This is a genomic window from Filobacillus milosensis (assembly GCF_004402015.1).
Lineage (GTDB): Bacteria > Bacillota > Bacilli > Bacillales > Alkalibacillaceae > Filobacillus > Filobacillus milosensis.
This window is the reverse complement of the sequence record NZ_SOPW01000003.1, coordinates 114,812-136,806: the sequence shown is the minus strand read 5'-3', so window position 1 is coordinate 136,806 and position 21,995 is coordinate 114,812. Positions and strand designations below refer to the sequence as shown.

Below are 21,995 nucleotides of genomic sequence, written 5' to 3'. Positions count from 1 at the left end.
TCACTCCCGATATAAACGATAATAAATACCCAACAGAAAATCAATTGTAAAGTGAGCGGAAATTGATACCAATAAGTTCTCTGTTATTTCATACATATAACCTATCAAAAACGATAGTAATAAAACAGAGACTAGAAGTACTATTTTTTTCAAGTATCGAAAGTGAACTAAAGCAAATAGCAAGCTGGCAAAAATAAAACCAAAACTCGTTTGTATAACTCCTCTAAACAACAATTCTTCAGAAAAACTAATAACTAATGAAATAAAGAAAATGTGCGGAACTGATATCGCTTTAAAGATTCTGGAATTAATTCCACCATCATCATAATGTTTTTCATGCAGGAATTTGATTAATAGAATATCAATCACAACAACTAATAACCCTGGAACAATCCCAAACCAAAATATATCATTTACATTCCACTCAAATAACTTGAATAAACTTTCATGTCTATCAAATAAAAAAATTGAAAGAGTGATTGCCAAAACTATAAAAATTATTTGTGATAAATATAAATTTAATATTAATTCACGATCAGTTAACTTTTTAATTATTTCACCTTGAGACATTTTTTTCATCTATACACCTCTGTAGAACATCTCATCCAAGATTTCACGCCAATTATCTTTTGATTGTAATTCGTGAGTCCTTTCTAACTCCCAATCGTAAATGTTAAACCCACAAGAATTGCAGCACTCAAACTCTGCTTCACGTGTGTTACTTTGATATGATTCAAATAACCTCTTTCTTTTGCACTCTTCAGTATTGATCCATTGAACCATATCAAGAACGCTTTTGATTTTCACTTTTTTTCTCTTATCTCGGAAAGCTATTAATTTGTTGATTATGCTTAATTCTGATATATCATTGTTAACTTTAAGTTGGTGGGAATGATATTCTAAAAAACGCTGTTTTGTTTCAGTTAAGAAATCCATAGTATCCTGGCGGTCTTGAGATAGATATTGTTTAATTTCATGATCTTCAGGTAACTCGGATTCTATAATTTGAAATGGAATTGCTTCATCACCTTTAGAATATAGTAATGCACTCACACAATGGGCACCATCTCTACCTGCTCGACCAGTCTCTTGAATAAAAGATTCCAGGTTTGGAGGTAAATGATAATGAATAACTAAACGAATATTATTTTTATTGACTCCCATTCCGAATGCACTCGTACAACAGATAATATCTAACTGATCATGCATAAATTGTTGTTGAATTAACAATCGATCCTGTTGGTCCATTCCACCATGATAATAGGCAATCTGTCGGTCGGGAAATTGTTGCTTTAATTGAAGACTTATTTGCTCAGTCATTTGTCTACTTGAGAAATAAATCATCGTCGAGCTATCTACTTGCTTAATAATGGTATGTAATTGTTCTTGCTTTTCTAATTGATTCTCTGAATGCAAAACATTATAAGTAATATTAATTCGGTCCATCGGATAAATAATTCTCTTCATATCTACTGAAAGTGATTTTATAATATCTTCTTGAACTTCTGGAGTTGCCGTTGCACTAAGTGCCAGTATGGTTGGCTCCTCTAAAGCTTGTATGAGTTCTCTTAATCTTAAGTAATCCGGACGAAATTCGTGCCCCCATTGAGAAATACAATGCGCTTCATCAATTACAAATAAATCAACCTTAATATGTTTTAACCGATTAATAACAGCTGGTTGTTGCAACATTTCGGGCGAACAATATACTAAATTATATTGATCTAAATTTTTTATGATTTGACTCTTTTGTTTAAAGTTTAAAAGACTATTAAGAGCGGTTACCCTTTTAAAGCCTTCAGACTTAAGTAGTTTTACTTGATCCACCATTAATGATATCAAAGGTGATACAACAATGGTTAACCCCTCATTAATCACTGATGGAAGTTGATAACAGATGGACTTACCACTCCCTGTAGGCAATGTAGCCAAGGTATGATGCCCACCTAATACGGATTCTATTATTTCTTTTTGACCTTCGCGAAAAGATGAAAAACCAAAATGGGTTAACAGTTGTTCTTCTAAATTCGGTTTAATATGGCTCATTGATTATTTCACTCGCTTCATTTTGATTTAATTTAGCAAGAACTAAACGAATTTGAAAATAACTAATAGATGGATGGAGTTCATCTTTTATTTGTTTAAGTCTTCTAGTGCTTGTTCGTGCAAGACATTCCTTAATTTCTTTCTCGATGCTTTCACTTACAAACTGTTGAATATCAAATTCAATGACCTGATTCGCTATTTCCACCACATGATCTTGAATGGTACTTAATTTTAACTGACGTACTTGTTCAATTTTTTCTAATGAATACCCTTGTTGAATCAGCTCGAGAGTTTTTGCTGCAGAAACTGTAATCGAGTGAAATTTATGTGCAGGAATTAGAGAATGCAATAACGGAAATTGATTGGGATTATTGTTAATCATGGTAATCAAGCTATGAGTGATGTTCATAGTTGTAAGTTGTATATCCTCTTTATTAACTTGATATAGTTCTGCTAATTGTTTTCTACTATAACCAATTCGGTTTACACCAGATAACTGCATAACAAATATTTCTGCTTGTATCTCATCAACTTCATCTAAGCATTTAAAAAGCTCTTGATAAAACTGATTAATCAACCAATCTTGTTTTGATTCGTTTTCACGAATAATCTTTTTAACCTTCCACTGAATATTCATATCATCAATCAATGGGATAAAACGAAATTGACCATAACTTATGTTTGATAAAGTTTGTGCCAATAACTTTAATGCCTTTAGAAATTCTTTATCAAAATTATTATAAATTAAACCATTAAAAGACTTAGAAATATCTCTTATTTCTCCTACTTTCTCAAGATCCAAACTGAATGTATCATCAGTATTCAATAAAAATTGCTGACTAATTAGTTGATCTATCCAATTATCATATGTAGATTTTTTTAAGTCAGGATAAATTCCATAAAGGGGTTGTAATTGAAATAAATGTATATCTTGTAAGGTTTGAGAAGATTTTTTCCCTCGTAAAATATGATAAGCGGAAGAAATAGTGCGTTGTTTTGCTAAACGTGTTAACATATTCAATAGAATATGATAGAAATAAATCATATAATCTTTCAACACCTTGTTTGTAAAATGTAGTCCTCAGGAGGTCTTTGCTCATGTCTTTATATACATACGTAAATCAAGATACATGTATTGCATGTGGAGCTTGTGGTGCTACTGCGCCTGACATTTTTGATTACGATGAGATGGGTGTAGCTTTTAATGTTATAGATGATAATAAAGGTGTTGCCAAGATACCTCACCATTTAACAGAGGATCTGGAGGATGCTTTCGATGGTTGTCCAACAGAATCTATAAATATCACCAATCAACCTTTATATAAAATGGCTCTTAAAGATGACTAGATTAGTCATCTTTTTTATTTTTAACTATTTCATTGAACTGTCTCACCGCACTTTTTTTATAAAAACTACTAAATAATCGATAACCAAATTGATCAACAATTCTAAAATAATGGCTGATTACGTTTCGTTGAAGAATGTAACTATTTTGCTCATCAATCGTTTTCCACCATGTATTATTCTGAACTTTTCCCTCTTTTTGTAAATCGATGTTTTTACGTGCGAAGACTTGGATAAAATGTACAACATCCTGCTCTCCCAACTCTTGTTGAATGATCATGCTATCTCTAAAAATACATGCAAATGTTACGACCACAGGCCAACTCGCTATTTGTCTCCCTTTCTCAATTTGAACTAATGTTTTCTTTGAGACACCTAGTATATCCGCCATCTGACCTTGATTATAATCAAATTCTGATCGTACCATTTTTATTTTGTTTGATAGGGCTGAACGTAATTTCTCCTCATTCACAGAAATCCCCCACACCATTTGTCCTTTTATATCATTTTACCATGAATCCTGCTTTCCTTACTACATCAAGATTAATAACAAAATGCAAGTCAATACCTCTTCATTCTTTAAATAATTTTTAGTATATCAAAACCAAAAAATACCTTACACGTTTGGGGAGACTGTAATTCCCTCAATAGTTGTAAGGCATTTCTATTCTGTAAATTAAAGAAATTTTATTAAGTTTATTTTGGATTAATATAAACTGGCACATTAATTGGTTGAGTTAAATCATACTTACCAATTTCACTTACTCCAAAATTATTAAACTCCACCTTTTCAAAACCATAAGATTTAGCTGTTAATAAGATACCTTCTATTAGAAAAATCATTTCTTCAGAAGAGCTGTCATGCTGTTGTTTTGTCATTGTAATGACTAAGGTTGAAGTATCTTCTTCTAAATCAAGATTTATATAATCAGGTACAGGTGCAGTAACGTTAAAATCTTTTTCATTAACTTTAAGTTCTTCAATCGCTTCATCAATTGATTGATTATTCATCTTTTTTTCAATCCAGAACTTCTGATTTTCATTTGCTTCATATAATTTATAAACTTTAGGTGACTGATTAAATTCTATATATGTCAAATCCCCTATATGAGGTAACTCAACTGCATTACCTTCTGAGTCTTGAATCTGGACTTTTTCATGACCTAAGCTTTCGAAATATCTTAATCCTTCAATAACTGCTCTTTCCATAGAAGAACCCTGAATATCTTCACTTATTTGGACAATAGGTTCTTCCTGTTTATTCATACCAATATATTTCATTTTGTTAAAGATTGCTGTGCTAACTCCCCACTGTTCACTTTGAATATACGAGGAGTATTCATTAAACACTTCGTAAGGATCCTTATTTGAAATATTAACAGTAATTGGCACGCTATACATGGCTTGTTGATCAGGTACGATAAAAGTTGATAGTTCTTTACCTTCTGTTTCTTCTTGAGTTAGAACCATTGATGATAGATCTCTCAACTGGACAATTCCTGATTCCTCACTAGAAGTGATTCCTGCTTTAGCTTCATCACTTGTTTCATTTTCATCCATTGCAATGCCTGCTGACCCTTCTTCTGATTCTGGACTAAATTCTTTTCTGAGTTCAGCCGTTTCCATGCTGTTGGCTTGGTCTGCTGTATCATTTGTATTAACTAATTGCATTCCTACTATAACCATTAAAAACAAGGCAGCTGCAGAAGCTAATGCAGGTAAAATCCAGCCTCTTTGTTTCGCTTTTGGCTGATTGTTAATCTGCTTTGATATATTTTTATAATATTCATCAAAAGATTTGTCATCATGAACATTGGGCATTTCAGATAATAATTGCTCTATTGATTTATCATCATGTTTTTTCATTCTGTATGCCCTCCTTCTCTTTGAAGCATTTTTTCTTTTAAAGTTTGAATTGCTCGATGTTGAGTTGTTTTTACTTTACTTGACGTCCAATTAAGTATATCAGCAGTCTCTTTAATCGACATTTGTTGTATATATCTAAGAATTACAACCATTTTTTGATCTTCAGAACAATCATCTAAACATTTATACAACGTTTTAATTTCCTCACTTTTTTCAGCAATTTCTTGAGGTGTAGGCTGTTCATCTCTCAATAAATTACCATGCTCATCCATGTCAAAACCTTCAGCAGTTTGTTTCTTTCGTCTTCCTTGTTTTCTGAAGAAGTCTATAGTTACATGACGAGCAATTGAGAACAACCAAGTTTTTTGACTACTTTTGCCTTCGAATGAATCATAAGATTGTAATACTCTTATATAAACTTCCTGTACTAAATCTTCAGTAGCTTGTTTTTCTTTTACCATATAAAAAATAAATTGATATAAGTCCTGGTGATATTGTTCATACAGCTCTTGAAAGATATCTTTCATCATCGAGCCTCCGTTCTCACTAATTTAGTCGATATGTATTAAAAAAAGTTACAACAAAATATATTCTATCATATGAATTCAAAAGTCAAAAAAAGCATTATAGACAACTTCTAAGAGCTATCTATAATGCGGTTCAATTGAAAGGTTATTTCAAAGGAATAGTAAATATAAAAGTTGTACCTTCACTTTCTTTACTTTTGGCATAAATCGTTCCCCCATGGGCTTCAACAATATGTTTAGCAATAGATAACCCTAGGCCGGTTCCTTTTTTCTTACCATTGCGTGTTCTTGCTTTATCACTCTTATAAAAGCGTTCAAAGATAAATGGCAAGTCTTCTTCTGGTATTCCAGATCCATTATCTTGAATATGCACGAACATTTCTTGATTAACCTCTTCAATAATTACAGATAACTTACCGTCTTTAGGTGTATGTCTTAACGCGTTATCAATTAAATTAGTTAATACTTGTTCAATTCGATCTGGGTCAAATGAATAAGTTAAATCTATAGGAATCTTTTTCTCTAATTTAATGTTCTGTTCTTCCATAATTGTATGGAATTTCTTTATAATGCGTTCAACATAAGGCTTAACTGAAACGGGCTCTTTCTGAATACTGATATGCCCTGCTTCCATTCGAGCTAAATCAAGTAATTCATTAACTAATCTGCCCATTCTTAAAGATTCATCATAAATAATTCTTGCTAGCTCTTGTTTTTCTTCTTTCGATTCAGCAATATCATCGACGATTGCTTCAGAATAACCTTGCATCATTGATATTGGGGTTCTTAATTCATGTGAGACGTTCGCTAAAAAGTCTTTACGTAACTTATCTAATTGTCTTTCTTCAGTCATATCACGAATGATGCCTACTGCTCCACGAGCTTTACCTTCAATATATAAAGGTGTTAAGACTAAAACAAAATTTCGACCTTGGGCTACAACCTCTTTTGTAAACTCTTCTTCATTCTCTATTACATATTTAAAATCATCTCTTAAATCCAAAGGTAAAGAAAAGTCATGATCGATGTCTTCAAAGTTTAACTGAGCCAGAAATTGCTCTGCTGGTGGATTAATTAACATAACTCCTAATTGATTGTTAACTGTTATAACTCCATCAGCCATAGATTTTAAAATGCTTGACAACTGAGATTTCTCTTGATTTAACGCTGTAATATGGTAGTTCAATTGTCTTCTCATACGATTAAATGAAATCGCCAATTCACCAATTTCATCATGTGTCAACACAGGGACTTTCGTTTGAAACTCCCCTCGAGACAGTTCTCCGGCTACCTTACGCATTTTGATTAGCGGAGCTGTAATACGACTGGATAAAAAGAAAGCAAAAATAGTCGTTAGAATAATTGCAATTGTAGCAGCGAGCAAAATTAAACGCGTTGCTTTGGTCGTTGTCTCTGCTACAACATCTAATGATTGGTAAATGTAGATAGCACCTTGTTCATCGACAGTTGGCACACCAACAATTATGATTTCAGAATTACTATTTGGTATATCTGTTATCTTTTTAACAGGTTGTTGAGAGTTAAAAACTTCATTAATTTGATCATTTCCTACGAACCAGCTTGGTTCAATAGCAGGTATTTGAGCTTCATCAAATTCGTTTTGCCAATACTGATGTTCATTAAAGAATACAGTCACCCGGGTTTGAGGTGCTAATAATTGATCAATGGTATCCATTGTTAAAGTCTTTTCCTCATGTTCATCAATGACAACAGATACGTTTTCCGCCTGATTCATTAAATTTTTTTCGGCTTCTTCCACATAATAATTCTCAAAGAATTCTAGTAATAATACGGTTAAAATCATTAAAACAAAGGCTACTAAAAGAATTATAGTTAGCCAAAGTTTAAAGACTACACTTCGCCAAAGCATTATGAATCAATAACCTCAAATTTATAACCGATGCCCCAAACGGTAACAATCATACTCGCAGCATCTTCAGACACTTTGCTTAATTTTTCTCTTAATCGCTTCACATGCGTATCTACAGTTCTTAAATCTCCAAAAAATTCATATTCCCAAACTTCTTTTAATAGTTCTTCACGATCGAAAACTTTATCAGGTGTTTTGGCTAAATAATAAAGTAACTCATACTCTTTAGGCGTTAAGTTTACTTGAACGCCATCAGCAATAACCCTATGAGCGTCCTTATCAATAGTTAAATGAGGATAAACAATAACATCATGTGAATCAGTATCAGTTTTCAGGTATTTAGTTGAAGATGCTCTTCTTAATAAGGCTTTGACCCTTAGAACAACTTCCCTAGGACTAAATGGTTTAACAATATAATCATCTGCGCCTACCTCGAAACCCTGAACTCTATTAGATTCTTCTCCTTTTGCTGTTAACATAATCACTGGTGTTGCCTTACGCTCTCGTAGTTTGGTGCATACCTCTACGCCATCCATTTCTGGAAGCATTAAGTCTAATAAAATTAAATCAAAGTCAGTCTCCAATGCTTTTTGAAGAGCTTGTTCTCCGTCTTCAGCCTCTTCAATTTCGAAATCTTCTCTCTCTAAATATAACTTTAATAATCGACGAATTCGTTCTTCGTCATCAACAACTAAGATCTTTGCTTGTTCTGACATGCAAGACAACTCCTTCTACATAGAATTATGCATATGAATGTAAGCCAGCTAAAATAAGATTTACTACAATGAGATTTATCATGATGATTGTGAAACCTATTACAGCTAACCATGCTGATTTTTCGCCGTGCCAACCTGCACCTAAACGAAGGTGTAAAAACGCTGCATAGAATAACCAAGTTACTAGAGCCCAAACTTCTTTAGGATCCCAGCCCCAGAAACGTCCCCATGCTTCCTGAGCCCAAATTGAGGCAAATATTAAAGCACCTAACGTAAATACTGGAAAGCCAATAGCAACTGAACGGTAAATAATTTCATCTATTTTATCTAAATTAATTCTAGACAATTTAGGTTGAATGGCAGCTGCCACACGTTTTCTTAAAATTAAACGAGTTAAACCATATAAGACAAAGCCTGCTAATAATGACCAAATTAACGTGTTAAGTTTAGACCCTGCTTCATCTCCACGCATCCACTCAGGTGCCTCTAACCCAGTGCTAAAGGCTCCTTCTGTTTTTAACTCTGAACTGTTTGGTTCAATTAGTGCTGGTAAATGATATTCAATATCACGAACGCTCTCATTAAGCTCCTGGGTAAATACAGATTGGTAATTCATCGCTTCAAAAGTAGTTGTAACAATAATAAATGCTGCAGTTGCAAATATAAAGAACATTACAATTTCAAGCCAAGTCGTATGTTTTGAGCGAACGGTTTGATCAACTTTTGCTATTAAGTATACTAGACCAGCCACAAAACTAATAGATAAAATAGCCTCTCCAGTCGCGGCAGTCGTTACATGAATTTTTAACCAATAAGACTGCAAAGATGGAACTAAAGGTGAAATTTCTCTAGGAAACATACTCCCGTATCCAATGATTAAAATCGCAATAGGTAATGCAAATAAACCAAGTACAGTTTCACGATAAATAAAATAAATGATGATGAAACCTAAAATAAGCATCATCCCAAAAAACGCAATAAATTCAAACATATTACTAACAGGTGCATGTCCTGAAGCAAACCACCTAATGATAAAGTAACTTAAATGCGCAGTAAAACCTAATATCGTGATTGATATTGCAATCTTAGATGACTTAGACTTGATGTTTTGTTGTCGTTTTTGCCCAATTGTGGCTCCAAAAAACAGTGTCCCAATTAGGTATAAGATAAATGCAGCAAATAAGAAATTACTGCTTATCGTATATAAGTCCATGACGTCCCCTCCTTCTTAACTAAAATTTCTCCTGTTGATCATTAACCATATTAATATTGGTGCCCTCCAATGCTTGCTCAATTTCGTTCTTCAATCCATACCAGTTTTTGTTGGTATGTCCTGCAAATAGCACCTTATTACCTGTTGGATGCAACCACACCCGACGATGATGCCAGTAAAGACCTTGAGCGACGCCAATCATAAATATGATGGCACCTACTAAAAATACTGGTAAAGAAAAATCTTTCTTAATAGTTAGACCAGATGCTGTAATTAGCTTTGTATCCTCTAAATTCACATTAAACTGTTGGTCTTCGGATAAAGCCACTATATCTTCATTTAAATAAAAGTATCGTTCGCTATGACCATTCGGTCCATTTACTTCAAAAATAATTCCTGGATTACGTGGAAATTTTGATGAAGATGAAGGACCTTCTTCAGTTATTTCGAACTGTGGGTAATAATCGGTTACAACAACATTATAACCATCTTTCAATTCGTATTTACGTTTATCAACATTTGGTTTGAAATTAAAGTCACCTACATCTTGGCCATCGCTGTTCTTAATGCTAAATGAAATTGTTTCGTATTCACTTCTTAACTGTGTTCCCGACTGATAAGCACTATATCCATCAAACTTTAGTGGATGGTTTAATCGTATTTCACCGCGAGTTACTTCTTCTAGTTCAGGTTCTTGACCAGGAATGACTTCTTCTTTCACCTTATAGACAACTGCGTTTGTCTGAAAATTACTAGGCACATCAAACTCTTCATTTTTTAATGCTTCCTGAAATCTTTCATCATTACGATCGTAAACTTCATAAATGAACTTTTCATTTTTAATATAATATTGTTGATCAGTTGTTGGGACAACTTTAGTTTCACCTTCACGCACCCAGACATAATCTTCTGTATGCATGAAGTCAAACATTCTTAATATACTGGCTACTAAAATGATAATTAAGCCAATATGGTTAACATAAGGTCCCCACCTTGAAAAACGATTTTTTTCTGCCAGAATATGCCCATCTTCTTCTCTTACTTTATATCGTCTATTCTTTAAATTTTGAATTAACATTTCTCGATCTTTATCACTTACACCTTCTGTTTCACTAAAGAATCTCTGTCTCTTCACAAAGATTTCATGGCGCTTAGGTTTTTGATTCTTTAGTGCTCTATGTAATGGTATAACACGATCAATAGAACAAATAACAAGTGAAATACCTATTAAAGCAACTAATGTGATAAACCACCATGAACTATATAAATTATGAAACCCTAATTGATAGAATATTTTACCCGTTATTCCATACTCTTGTTCATAAAATTGGCTAGATGGTAATCGTGACTGCTTAAATTGTTCCTGCGGGTAAAGCGTCCCGAGGGCCGCTGCGATTAATGTTAATGCAATCAACCACACACCCACTTTAACTGAAGAAAAGAAGGCCCATGTTTTGTCAACAATAGTTCTTTTTTTAGTTTGGGACCGCCTTGCACTTCCGTCATATCTCATGTTTAGTAATTTGTTTTTATCATTATTATCGATGTGTTGGTTTTCTTCAATAGGCTTACCACATGCTTCACATAAAACAGTTCCCTCATGGTTTATATGACCACATTCACATTTTACTTTTTTCATAAAAATCCCTCACGGTTACTCTCTGTTTTAATTCTTAGGTAATATTTCTTTAAAATAAGTTTCTAAACGATCTAATGTTAATGGGCCTTTCACCACTCGTTCAATTGTTCCATCAGGATTAATGAAAAATGAAGTTGGTAAAGGTTGAACTTGATATAATTCCATAATGGTTCCTTTTTTATCATGTACTAAAGGAAAAGACAGGTCAAAACGGTTATAAAAGTTCTCAATAACCATTCTGTTTTTATCAACACTAACTGCTACAATTTCGATACCTTTATCTTGATACTCCTTATAAAGTTCTTCCATATAAGGCATCTCTTTTTTACAAGGTTCACAATATGTAGCCCAGAAGTTGATCATTACACCTTTTCCTTTTAACTGATCTAATTCAATAACTTCATTACTATCTAAGCGTTCTAGCATAAAGTTAGGAGCGTCATCCCCTTCAGCTAGCACCGGATTATCCTTTAAAGAATTTAGATATATCACAGCAATAGTAGCTGCGATTAAAGCGGTCAATACTACTGTACGAAATATTAAGCGGACTTTTTTATTCTTAAACAACTGGAACACTCCTTCACTGCCCATTATAACACTGACAATTCAGGTCACATAAAGCATGTTTGAACATTATTTAACATTTTTTTCTGCTAATTCTAAAAGCTGTTTAACTTCATGTGGTGTTAACTCGCGATAATCACCCGGATTTAAATTACCTAATGTTAATGGGCCAAAGCGTTCACGTTTTAATTTATCAACTTTATAACCTAATGCCTCAAGCATACGGCGTACCTGACGATTTTTTCCTTCTTGTAACGTTAATTCTAAAATACTTTTGCCTTTTTTCGCATCTGTTTTAACAATTCGGCTGTTCACACATTTTAAATATTCACCCTCATGGTGAACGCCCTTTTTTAATGCCTTAAGATCCTCTTTATTAGGAATCCCTTCAACTTTTACAATATAAACTTTATTGATTTTATATTTCGGATGAATAAGTTTTTGAGAAAATTCACCGTCATTCGTTAATAGAATTAACCCTGAAGTGTCATAATCCAGGCGTCCAACCGGAAATAGTCTTTCTTCTATATCTTCACTAATTAAATCACCGACTACTTTTCTTCCACGATCATCACTTACACTTGAAATAACGCCTCGTGGTTTATAAAGCATGATATAAATAGGCTCTTCTTTTTCCAATGGAATCCCATCTACTTCAACGACATCATTCGGTCCAACCTTTGTTCCTAATTCAGTTACTTTTTTATGATTAACTTTAACTCTTCCTTCTGTAATTAAACCTTCAGCTTTTCTTCTTGATGTATAACCACTTTTTGCGATCACCTTTTGCAGTCTCTCTTTTTGATTCATAATTTATCACCCTTCAATACAAGATAAGAGCGTTAACCTTAGTTAACGCTCCCCCTTTTGTTTCTATTATCCGAACATTAAGTAACATATGACTAACGATGCTATTATACCAATAAAATCAGCTATCAGTCCAACTTTAAGCGCGTCCCCCATTTTTTTAATACCCACTGCTCCAAAATAGACGGTTAATACATATAATGTTGTGTCTGTACTGCCTTGCATCGTAGAAGCTAATTTCCCTAAATAGGAATCAGGTCCTTCTGTTTTTATTATATCGGTTGCAATACCTAAAGATGCAGTGCCTGATATGGGTCTTGTTAAAGCTAATGGCACAATATCTGGCGGTACATGAATAATTGTTAATAGCGGTGTTAGTAGTCCAACGAACGCATCCATTGCACCAGAAGCCCTAAATATACTAATTGAAACAATCATCCCTAATAAAAAAGGAAGTAAGGAAATGGCGAGTGTCACTCCTTCCTTACCTCCTTCAACGAATTTTTCATAAGTTGGAACTCTTTTATACGTACCATATAACAAAACAAACAATATAATGAACGGGATAATATAATTACTCAATTGAAGTATCATATTCTAATCTCCCTTTTCGTCGATAATAAAAATATCGATCAATTAAAATAGCACCTATTGTAGAAATAATTGTTGCAAAAATAGTAGATATAACAATATCGGTTGGCCCGATGGAATCATATTGCATCCGGATGGCTATAATGGTCGTTGGAATTAACGTTACACTTGACGTATTTAGGGCTAATAATGTGATCATTGAACGCGAGGCATCATCTTGGTCATTATTTAACTTTTTTAATTCGTTCATTGCTTTTATACCCAGCGGTGTGGCCGCATTTCCTAACCCAAAAATATTAGCTGAAAAATTTGATAGGATGTACCCCATTGCCGGATGGTCTGGCGGTATATCAGGGAACAATCGTTTAAAGATAGGCTTAAACAATTCGGCTAGTTTAATAAGTAGACCCGCTTCTTCAGCAATACGCATTAATCCCAACCAAAATACTAAAATGCTAATCAGGCTAATGGTTAGAAATACAGCATCATTTGCACTTTCAAAGATAACCTTATTTACTTCTTCAATTGTTCCATTAAACATCGCATAAACAATACCTACCGCTGCCATACCTACCCAAATTATGTGGACCATTCTGTAACTCCGTGCATTTTGTTGAATACATCAAAATATGACTTAAAGAAAGCAGGAAATTCAAAAAAGCCTTCTCCTAGTTCTTCATCTTTCTCTATTAATTGCTCAAAACCATAATCGTATAATGCTCGATGATCGCTCCAGTCACTTGAAGCATTTAATGTCACAACAACGACTCTTTTTCCATCAAGTTCAGCAGTCGTTACTAATGTGCGCCCTGCACTCTTAGTAAAACCAGTTTTACCACCTGTACAATACTCATTTGTCATTAGGAGCTTATTCTTATTAAACCAGTGATAATCAATATTTTCTGATAAGTGTTTTTTTGTTCCAAACATTTTCCTAAAAGTTTTATTCGTATTCATGGCATAGCTTGTCAGTAACGCCATATCATATGCTGAAGAATAATGACCTTCTTCATCTAAACCATGCGGGTTTTGAAAGGAGCTATCGTTCATTCCAATCCATCTTGCTTTTTGATTCATTAAAAAAGCAAACCCTTTTTCACTTCCTGCTATATGTTCAGCAATTGCAGTAGCAGCATCATTTCCTGAACGTAACAACAGTCCATAAATTAAATCTTCTAAAGAATAAATATCTCCAGCTTTGGTATAAATTGAAGAACCTTCCTTATGAGCTGCATTCGGTGTAATCAACACTTGATCATCTAATTCTCCGTGTTCTAAAGCTACGATGGCAGTCATGATTTTTGTTATACTTGCTATATTTCGAGATTCGTGTGCTTGTTTTTCAAATAAAATCTCATTCGTATCCATATCTAAAACTACAGCATTAGAAGCAGATACTCCTGGTGCCGCTTCAGTTTTATACTGAATAGTGGTTATAGAACATAACATACAAGCAATTAATACAACTATTATTAATTTTTTCATGAAAGGACTCCTCACTTGAGAACTTAAATACTAATATCTAATATTCAATATATGAGTTTGTCCATTTTGTATGAATAAAAAAAGAGCCGGGTTAATAAACCCAACTCTTTGTTAACATTCCAGATAGTCTAAGTCTTCTCTTAATTTGTGAAAGTATGGTTCTATTTTTTCCATTGTTTGAACGATGGGATCACTCGGATCAGTTTGAAAATCAATAGAACATTTATTACGATATGACGCTCTACTGTCTTCATACCATACTTCATCTTTAGGTGAGAAAAATTCAAGGACGCACTTTCGATATATTCCTTTATAAACGCGATCAACAATATCCTGCTCAACATTCTTTGATTGAATTAACTTATCAATGGCGTTTCTACCTTCTCCACAATAGACAGCTAAATAACGAAACTCTCTGAAGATAGCTTGAACGTATTCAATATCAATATGTTTATTTAAATTGATCAGTTTATCTATACTTGAAAAATCCAAAAATTCATGCAGTTCTGTTTCAATTAATTTTAATTGGTCGTTTATAGACTCTGCTTGAGAGTAAAGGTGGGTATCCATTTGTTTTAAATAGTCCTCCTTAGAAGTCATATAACCTAGTTTTGTGTTTTTAAATCATTAAAGAATAAATCTGCCTCTTGGACGGCATCATTAAAATCGTCTTCGGGTAAAGGGGGTAAGTCTTCTAACGATGATAATCCGAAAAACGTTAAGAATTCTTTAGTCGTCTGGTAAAGGATTGGACGGCCACTCGTTTCTTTTCTTCCGCATTCTTCTATTAAAAATCTGGATACTAAAGTCTGGACAGGCCCATCACTCTTCACTCCTCTAATATCTTCAACTTCAACCTTAGTTATAGGTTGCTGATAAGCAATAATAGCTAAAGTCTCAAGAGCGGCTTGTGATAATCTGGATGAAACAGTGGTTTCCTTCATTTTTTCATAGTACAATGCATGTTCGGATTTCGTAGTTAGATAGAAAACCTCCTTTTGTTCTAGTATAGATAAACCCCTTTGATTATGTTCGTAATCAAATTTCAGTTCTTCTAATAAAACATGGACCGTTTCCAAATCTACTGATAAAACGTCTTTAATTTGTTTGGTCGAAAGGCCCTCATCACCTGAAACAAATAATAAACCTTCCAAAACCCCTTTTAGTTGCTTTAATTCCATGTTAAACCTCCATGAGCTCAACCATAATATCCTCAAAATTACTTATTTGATAACACGCAATCTTAACGGCTTTCATTAATTCTAAAAGAGCTAAAAACGTTGCGACGATTTCAAATTTTTCTCGGTATGGGAAGAGCTCTTCAAACTTTCGTTTACCATTTGTTTGTTGTAATTGATCAATAACCTGGTCCATTCGTTCATCTATTGAAATTTCCTGTCGTTGAATAGTTGTTTCCATAGGCTCTAATAACTTTTTCCTTCTTAATACTTTTTGGAAGGCTTGTGCTAAATCTACAACTGTTAAGTCCTCACTCTTTGTCACTTTTATTTGATTTTCATATTCAGACAAATCGGCTGGTTCACGGGTGAAAATCTGATTTGCCTCTGATTCACGCTCTTTTAATTCTACTGACGCTTCTTTATATTTTCTATATTCTATTAATCGTTGAATGAGTTCTTCTCTTGGATCTTCTTCATATTCATCTTCAACGTCATCTAATTCCTGTTTAGGTAATAGCATTTGACTTTTAATGGCTAAAAGGGTTGCAGCCATTACTAAATACTCACTGGCTACATCCAGGTGTAATTCTTGCATAGTATGAATGTAATTTAGATATTGATCAGTAATTTCCCTTAATGGTACCTCATAGATATCAATCTCATACTGATTAATTAGATGTAATAGTAGATCTAACGGACCTTCAAAAGTATCTAGTTTCACTTCGTATACTGTTTGTCCCATAAACTCACTCATTTCGCCGTTCGTCTCAACTGTCTCACTCAAATTTTATCAAATAATGAACAAAAAAGAAATATAGTCTGACGTAAAAACAAAATTATCCCACTAGTTTAATTAACTAGCAGGATAATTATTATTCTTCGCAAGTATTTACAAAGTTTTCCGTTTTTTCATTGGCACAAATAATAAATTCATCGGAGAATTGTTCTTTAAGAGCCATAACCATCTTCTTGCCAATTCCTTGGTTTCGGTGGGATGGAGTAACACTAATATGTTGAACAATCATCTTCTGATCATCATCCACACGAACTCCAATAGCTCCTAGTACATCTTCTTCTTTCCAAAGAAATAAACGCCAATTATCATTCGTCTCATAAGCTTTAATAGTAGATTGCAATTTCTTAACTTCTTTTTCTTCCGGCATGAAAGATAATAGACCCATTGCAATCTTCTCAAAACTTTTTTTATATTTAATAAGCATAAAAACCCCTCTTAAATGATACTCTTAAATTTAATAAAGTTATAGCCGTTTTGGCTATCTAATATACAATATATACTTTAATTGTTTTATTGTATTTGTCAAATGACATGTTAATTATGATTTAGAGGACCATATTAGAGTATATATATAAAATCCAAACCCTTATTTATTAACGGTAATTTTATTCATCACATCACCAGGACGTACACGATCAACGACTTCAACTCCATCTTTAACTTGACCGAATACTGTGTGCACACCGTCTAAATGTGGCTGTGGTGCATGGCAAATAAAGAATTGACTACCACCAGTATCTTTTCCTGCATGGGCCATAGATAACGTACCTCTTTGGTGTTTGTGCGGGTTACCTTCAGTTTCACATTTAATGGTATAACCAGGGCCACCAGTTCCATCACCTTTAGGGCAGCCACCTTGAATAACAAAGTTAGGAATTACACGATGAAACGTTAAACCATCGTAAAAACCTTTTTCTGCTAAATCCGTGAAATTTTTTACAGTATTTGGCGCATCTTCTTCAAATAAGTCAATAACGATTTGTTCACCGTTCTCAAATTGGATTGTTGCTTCTTTCACTATAATCATCTCCTAAAATATTTATTCGTATGATAAATCATTTATAGTTAAATCTTGATATGATTCACGTTTCACAACTAAACGATCTACACCATCTTCAACAAAAACTACAGCTGCTTTTGGGAAACGGTTGTAGTGGTTAGCCATTGAATAGCCATAAGCCCCTGTAGAGTGTACAGCAAGCAAGTCACCACTTTCAACCTCAGGTACTTCTAAATCCCAGATTAACATATCTCCAGATTCGCAGCATTTCCCTGCTATAGATACTGTTTCTCTAATGGGTTCATTTAACTTATTCGCGACTTGAGCATCATACTTAGCCTGATATAAAGCCGGACGAATATTATCCGTCATTCCCCCATCTACAGATATATATTTACGCACATTCGGTAATTCTTTAATTGAACCAATGGTATAAATGGTCGTACCTGCTTCTCCTACAATTGAACGCCCAGGTTCAATCCAAATTTCAGGTACTTTTAAATCATGTTTTTCTGCCTGCTCTTTAACCGTATTAACTAAAGAAACGACATATTCATTTAAAGGAAGTGGTTGATCCTCTTCGGTATACTTAATTCCGAAGCCACCACCTAAATTAACAACTTCAGCTTGATAATTAAACTCTTCATTCCACTGACTAAGCATATCATATATCTTTCTAATCGCCATCACAAAACCTTGAGTCTCAAATATTTGAGATCCAATATGACAATGCACACCTTGAACATGAATTTTCTTATGATTAATAAGCGATTTTAAGGCCTTACTTGCTTGTTGACTGGATATATCGAAACCAAATTTGGAATCTTCTTGCCCAGTTAAGATATAGTCATGTGTATGTGCTTCAATACCAGGTGTGATTCTTAGTAACACATTCACTGGTTGATTGTACTTTTCTACCAGATATTCAAGCAGTTCAATTTCATAAAAATTATCGACTACAATACAACCGATATTTTGCTCTATGGCCATCTCTAATTCATCAATACTTTTATTGTTACCATGCATGTGAATTTTTTCGGCTGGAAAACCTGCTTGAATCGCTGTATAAAGTTCACCTTGAGATACTACATCTAAACTGAGCCCTTCTTGTTTTGCCACTTGAAGCATCGCTATGGAAGAAAATGCTTTACTGGCATATGCAACTTGATAATTAACGTCCAAGCTTTTGAAGGTTTCAGTAAATGCCCTTGCGTTATTTCTAATTTGGTTAACGTCGTATACAAATAATGGTGTCCCATATTTATGTACTAGCTCTTTTACATTAATACCACCAATATGTAAGTACTGATTGTCCATATAAACACCTTCTCAACGAATAAATGAACTATACATAAAATAATACTTGTTATCCAATAATTAGTTCTTGAATAACAAGTATTAAATATGCGATTAGTTATGTTTCATAAAAATTATAGCATAAACTTTATCACATGCTGACCATTCTATCAATAATTAATTATTACGTTTGTCATCTTGCGGATGCACTATACTTGGTCTAACTTTATCAAGTGGAACAGGTAATCTAAATATTATATTATACAATGCTCTTGCGTTGAACGGGATAACTGGCCAAAAATACGGCGTATTTAATGATATAGTCTTTGTTAAGAACAAAATGTATAGCGTAAACCCTATGACCAATCCAGGTACGCCAAAAAATGCTGTACCCAATACAATACTGAGCCTCGCCAGTTTGTTTGCAACACTCAATTCATAACTCGGCGTTGCGTAAGCCCCCATTGCGCTGATCGCTACATATAATATAATTTCAGGGGTAAATAACCCAACTTTAATGGCAATTTCACCAATCAATATAGCAGCAATCAATCCCATTGCAGTCGACACAGCAGTTGGCGTGTGTATTGCTGCAATCCTCATGAACTCTACCCCTATATCTGCAATTAATATTTGAACAATTATGGGGATATTACCTTCTTCATTTGGACCTATATAAGAAAAATCAGGTGGTAATAACTCTGGATGAGTCGCAAATAGTAACCATAAAGGTAATAAGAAAATCGAAAAGAAGATGGCAAAGAAACGAACCCAACGAACAAATGTACCAACAGTAGGTGATTGCCTATACTCTTCTGCGTGTTGAACATGATGGAAAAAGGTTGTTGGTGTGATGATTACACTTGGTGACGTATCGACAATAATAATTACATGGCCTTCAAATAAATGAGCAGAAGCAACATCTGGTCTTTCTGTAAACCTAACTAATGGGAACGGATTACCCTTCTGATCTACTATGAATTCCTCTAGAGTTTTTTCAGACATGGATAACCCATCAACTTTAACGTCTTCTAGCTTTTTCCTTATTTGTTGAACAAGCCCTGGATCTGCGACATCTTTAATGTAAGCAATGGCTACATCAGTTCTGGAACGTTCACCAATTCTGAGTAATTCAAAACGTAAATTATCGTCACGTACCCGTCGTCTGGTTAATCCAGTATTAACGATAATATTCTCTGTATATCCATCCCTTGACCCTCTCACTACTTTTTCTGTATCAGGTTCACTCGGGGACCGTCCAGGATAACTACGAACATCTACAGCGAAAGCTTTCTCATAACCTTCAACAACTATGACAATTAATCCAGACATTATTTGAGTATTCGCATCATAAAACTTATCCATTTCTTCAACTTGGTAATTAACAATGCGATTCTCAATAACCTCATGAACTTTACGTTTACTGCTTTTAGCGTGTTCAACCTCATTTAACTCTAATAATTCTTTGATTATAACGTTGACGTGATCTTTATCATTTAGCCCTGTAATGTAGTAAATATCGACTTCTTTTTCTAATATTTTTAGTGTTCGATAATCCACATCAAAAGAAACGCCAATTCCCAATAATTCTTCAAAGACTTTACGATTCTTTCGAATAGATGGGCTTAATTTTAAATCATTATTTTCATTTTTCAAACATGATCACCCTTTAGGTTTAAAGATTAAAGCGACCAAAAATCCAAATAAAATGGCCGAAGCAATACCTGCTGAAGTTAATTGAAAAATACCGATTGCTATACCTATGAAGCCATGTTCTTCTGCTTGTGCCATCGCACCATGTAAAAGGGAATGGCCAAAACTTGTTATTGGGACGGTTGCCCCAGCTCCTGCAAACTCAATAAGCTTGTCATATAAATTAAATCCGTCTAATACAGCGCCTGCAACAACAAATGAAGACATCACATGTGCCGGCGTTAACTTAAACACATCCAATAAAATTTGACCAATAACACATATCAAACCACCTACGACAAATGCCCAAAAGAAATCCATGAACATTATGCATCCGCCCTTTTCAATACGACCGCATGTGCAATACAAGGAATCGTTTCTTTTTGTTGGACTACAGTTGGACTTAATAACGCCCCGGTTGCAATTATTAAGACTTTTTTTAGATTATTCTTTTTTAACTGTTGCAATATATATCCATAAGTTACGACTGCGGAACAAGCACAACCACTCCCACCTGAAAATACTTGTTGATTGGAATGATAAATCATTAATCCGCAGTCACGGTGAACTCCCTCGATATCATATCCCGATTGTTCAGTCATTTTTTTGACTATTGGTGTTCCGACACTCGACAAATCACCCGTTAGAATAAGATCATAGTCTTCTGGCTTTCTCCCAAAATCTTTCATGTGCTGAACAATTGTATCTGCAGCTGCCGGCGCCATAGCAGATCCCATATCTAAGGGGTCGCTCATTCCATAATCAATAACCTTTCCAATAGTTGCGCCTTCAACTTGAATATCTGATGCTTCTCCATTAATTAATATGGTACCTGCACCAGTTACGGTTGAGGTTGCTGTATCAGGCTTTTGACCCCCATATTCTGTCGGATAGCGGAACTGTCTCTCTGCAGTGGAATAATGACTGCTGGTACTTGCTAAGACGTTTTTACAATTTCCACTATCAATTAATGATGCACCAATTGCTAAGCCTTCCATTGAAGTCGAACAAGCGCCAAACACACATAAGAAAGAACTGGGAATCTCTCTTGCAACATAGTTTGAAGAAACATTTTGGTTTAATAAATCTCCACTAATAAATAAATCAATGGCATCTTCTCTAATATTAGTTTTACTCATACATATATCTACTGATTTTTTTAATAACGCACGTTCTGCACTTTCCCAGTTTTTCTCATCGCAATGTAAATTCTCATAAGAATAATCAAATGTTTGCCCAAGCGGTCCTTGGTATTCTTTTGGTCCAGTAACAGCTGCAGAAGCTTGTACGAATACACCTTGATTATACATCCATGACTGTTTACCTGTTTTCATTTTTTCA

At 34.1% G+C, this 21,995-nt stretch carries 25 protein-coding genes; 1 reads left to right on the top strand and 24 read right to left on the bottom strand.

The window, feature by feature from the left end; translation table 11 throughout:
- From E3U55_RS03785 to E3U55_RS03775, 3 genes are read right to left on the bottom strand one after another with little or no spacing between them, the layout of a single operon-like run.
- Complete coding sequence (locus tag E3U55_RS03785; protein WP_134339005.1) at nt 1–579, bottom strand: CPBP family intramembrane glutamic endopeptidase; 579 nt, start codon at nt 577–579, stop codon at nt 1–3.
- Entirely contained in the window at nt 580–2,046 is a 1,467-nt protein-coding gene (locus tag E3U55_RS03780; protein ID WP_134339004.1) for a RecQ family ATP-dependent DNA helicase, read from the bottom strand.
- A complete protein-coding gene (locus E3U55_RS03775; RefSeq protein ID WP_134339003.1) occupies nt 2,033–3,091 on the bottom strand; it encodes a helix-turn-helix domain-containing protein in 1,059 nt (352 codons plus the stop codon). The genes E3U55_RS03780 and E3U55_RS03775 overlap by 14 nt, the downstream gene beginning before the upstream one ends.
- A gap of 53 nt (nt 3,092–3,144) precedes the next feature.
- Here E3U55_RS03775 and E3U55_RS03770 point away from each other — a divergent pair, with 53 nt between their 5' ends.
- A complete protein-coding gene (locus E3U55_RS03770; RefSeq protein WP_134339002.1) occupies nt 3,145–3,393 on the top strand; it encodes a ferredoxin in 249 nt (82 codons plus the stop codon).
- Nucleotide 3,394: 1 nt separating this feature from the next.
- Here the strand turns inward: E3U55_RS03770 and E3U55_RS03765 are convergent, their stop codons facing one another.
- From E3U55_RS03765 to spoVAD, 21 genes are all read right to left on the bottom strand, one after another.
- Nucleotides 3,395–3,862 (bottom strand): helix-turn-helix transcriptional regulator, encoded by a 468-nt coding sequence (locus E3U55_RS03765; RefSeq protein WP_134339001.1) that lies wholly within the window; start codon nt 3,860–3,862, stop codon nt 3,395–3,397.
- A 224-nt stretch (nt 3,863–4,086) separates the two neighbouring features.
- Nucleotides 4,087–5,256: a hypothetical protein gene (locus E3U55_RS03760; RefSeq protein WP_134339000.1), complete on the bottom strand. Its 1,170-nt coding sequence runs from the start codon at nt 5,254–5,256 to the stop codon at nt 4,087–4,089.
- Entirely contained in the window at nt 5,253–5,783 is a 531-nt protein-coding gene (locus tag E3U55_RS03755) for an RNA polymerase sigma factor SigX (RefSeq protein ID WP_134338999.1), read from the bottom strand. Before E3U55_RS03755 ends, E3U55_RS03760 begins: the two co-directional genes overlap by 4 nt.
- 145 nt (nt 5,784–5,928) lie before the next feature.
- Nucleotides 5,929–7,674, bottom strand: coding sequence for an ATP-binding protein (locus tag E3U55_RS03750; RefSeq protein ID WP_134338998.1), 1,746 nt, complete (start codon nt 7,672–7,674; stop codon nt 5,929–5,931).
- Complete coding sequence (locus E3U55_RS03745; RefSeq protein WP_134338997.1) at nt 7,674–8,390, bottom strand: response regulator transcription factor; 717 nt, start codon at nt 8,388–8,390, stop codon at nt 7,674–7,676. The genes E3U55_RS03750 and E3U55_RS03745 overlap by 1 nt, the downstream gene beginning before the upstream one ends.
- 25 nt (nt 8,391–8,415) lie before the next feature.
- Complete coding sequence (ccsB, locus tag E3U55_RS03740; protein WP_134338996.1) at nt 8,416–9,603, bottom strand: c-type cytochrome biogenesis protein CcsB; 1,188 nt, start codon at nt 9,601–9,603, stop codon at nt 8,416–8,418.
- A gap of 19 nt (nt 9,604–9,622) precedes the next feature.
- On the bottom strand, nt 9,623–11,242 hold the full coding sequence (gene resB / locus E3U55_RS03735) for a cytochrome c biogenesis protein ResB (protein WP_134338995.1): 1,620 nt from the start codon (nt 11,240–11,242) through the stop codon (nt 9,623–9,625).
- 27 nt (nt 11,243–11,269) lie between these two features.
- Nucleotides 11,270–11,818, bottom strand: coding sequence for a thiol-disulfide oxidoreductase ResA (gene resA, locus E3U55_RS03730; protein ID WP_228547465.1), 549 nt, complete (start codon nt 11,816–11,818; stop codon nt 11,270–11,272).
- A 57-nt stretch (nt 11,819–11,875) separates the two neighbouring features.
- On the bottom strand, nt 11,876–12,616 hold the full coding sequence (locus tag E3U55_RS03725; RefSeq protein WP_134338993.1) for a pseudouridine synthase: 741 nt from the start codon (nt 12,614–12,616) through the stop codon (nt 11,876–11,878).
- Nucleotides 12,617–12,682: 66 nt separating this feature from the next.
- On the bottom strand, nt 12,683–13,207 hold the full coding sequence (locus tag E3U55_RS03720) for a spore maturation protein (RefSeq protein ID WP_134338992.1): 525 nt from the start codon (nt 13,205–13,207) through the stop codon (nt 12,683–12,685).
- Nucleotides 13,188–13,796: a nucleoside recognition domain-containing protein gene (locus E3U55_RS03715; protein WP_134338991.1), complete on the bottom strand. Its 609-nt coding sequence runs from the start codon at nt 13,794–13,796 to the stop codon at nt 13,188–13,190. The genes E3U55_RS03720 and E3U55_RS03715 overlap by 20 nt, the downstream gene beginning before the upstream one ends.
- Nucleotides 13,784–14,689, bottom strand: coding sequence for a D-alanyl-D-alanine carboxypeptidase family protein (locus E3U55_RS03710; protein ID WP_134338990.1), 906 nt, complete (start codon nt 14,687–14,689; stop codon nt 13,784–13,786). Before E3U55_RS03710 ends, E3U55_RS03715 begins: the two co-directional genes overlap by 13 nt.
- Nucleotides 14,690–14,800: 111 nt before the next feature.
- A complete protein-coding gene (locus E3U55_RS03705) occupies nt 14,801–15,259 on the bottom strand; it encodes a DUF3907 family protein (RefSeq protein WP_194840812.1) in 459 nt (152 codons plus the stop codon).
- 35 nt (nt 15,260–15,294) lie between these two features.
- Nucleotides 15,295–15,870, bottom strand: coding sequence for an SMC-Scp complex subunit ScpB (scpB, locus tag E3U55_RS03700; protein ID WP_134338988.1), 576 nt, complete (start codon nt 15,868–15,870; stop codon nt 15,295–15,297).
- Between the two features lies 1 nt (nt 15,871).
- Nucleotides 15,872–16,612 carry a segregation/condensation protein A gene (locus tag E3U55_RS03695; protein WP_134338987.1) on the bottom strand — a complete coding sequence of 247 codons (741 nt, stop codon included), beginning with the start codon at nt 16,610–16,612 and terminating at the stop codon, nt 15,872–15,874.
- 130 nt (nt 16,613–16,742) lie between these two features.
- Nucleotides 16,743–17,090 carry a GNAT family N-acetyltransferase gene (locus E3U55_RS03690; RefSeq protein ID WP_134338986.1) on the bottom strand — a complete coding sequence of 116 codons (348 nt, stop codon included), beginning with the start codon at nt 17,088–17,090 and terminating at the stop codon, nt 16,743–16,745.
- Nucleotides 17,091–17,252: 162 nt separating this feature from the next.
- Nucleotides 17,253–17,693 carry a peptidylprolyl isomerase gene (locus E3U55_RS03685; protein WP_407644093.1) on the bottom strand — a complete coding sequence of 147 codons (441 nt, stop codon included), beginning with the start codon at nt 17,691–17,693 and terminating at the stop codon, nt 17,253–17,255.
- Between the two features lie 12 nt (nt 17,694–17,705).
- Complete coding sequence (lysA, locus tag E3U55_RS03680) at nt 17,706–18,983, bottom strand: diaminopimelate decarboxylase (protein WP_134338984.1); 1,278 nt, start codon at nt 18,981–18,983, stop codon at nt 17,706–17,708.
- Between the two features lie 156 nt (nt 18,984–19,139).
- Complete coding sequence (locus E3U55_RS03675; protein WP_134338983.1) at nt 19,140–20,618, bottom strand: spore germination protein; 1,479 nt, start codon at nt 20,616–20,618, stop codon at nt 19,140–19,142.
- Nucleotides 20,619–20,624: 6 nt separating this feature from the next.
- Nucleotides 20,625–20,975, bottom strand: coding sequence for a stage V sporulation protein AE (gene spoVAE, locus E3U55_RS03670; protein WP_134338982.1), 351 nt, complete (start codon nt 20,973–20,975; stop codon nt 20,625–20,627).
- 5 nt (nt 20,976–20,980) lie between these two features.
- On the bottom strand, nt 20,981–21,988 hold the full coding sequence (gene spoVAD, locus E3U55_RS03665) for a stage V sporulation protein AD (RefSeq protein WP_134338981.1): 1,008 nt from the start codon (nt 21,986–21,988) through the stop codon (nt 20,981–20,983).
- Nucleotides 21,989–21,995 lie beyond the last annotated feature (7 nt).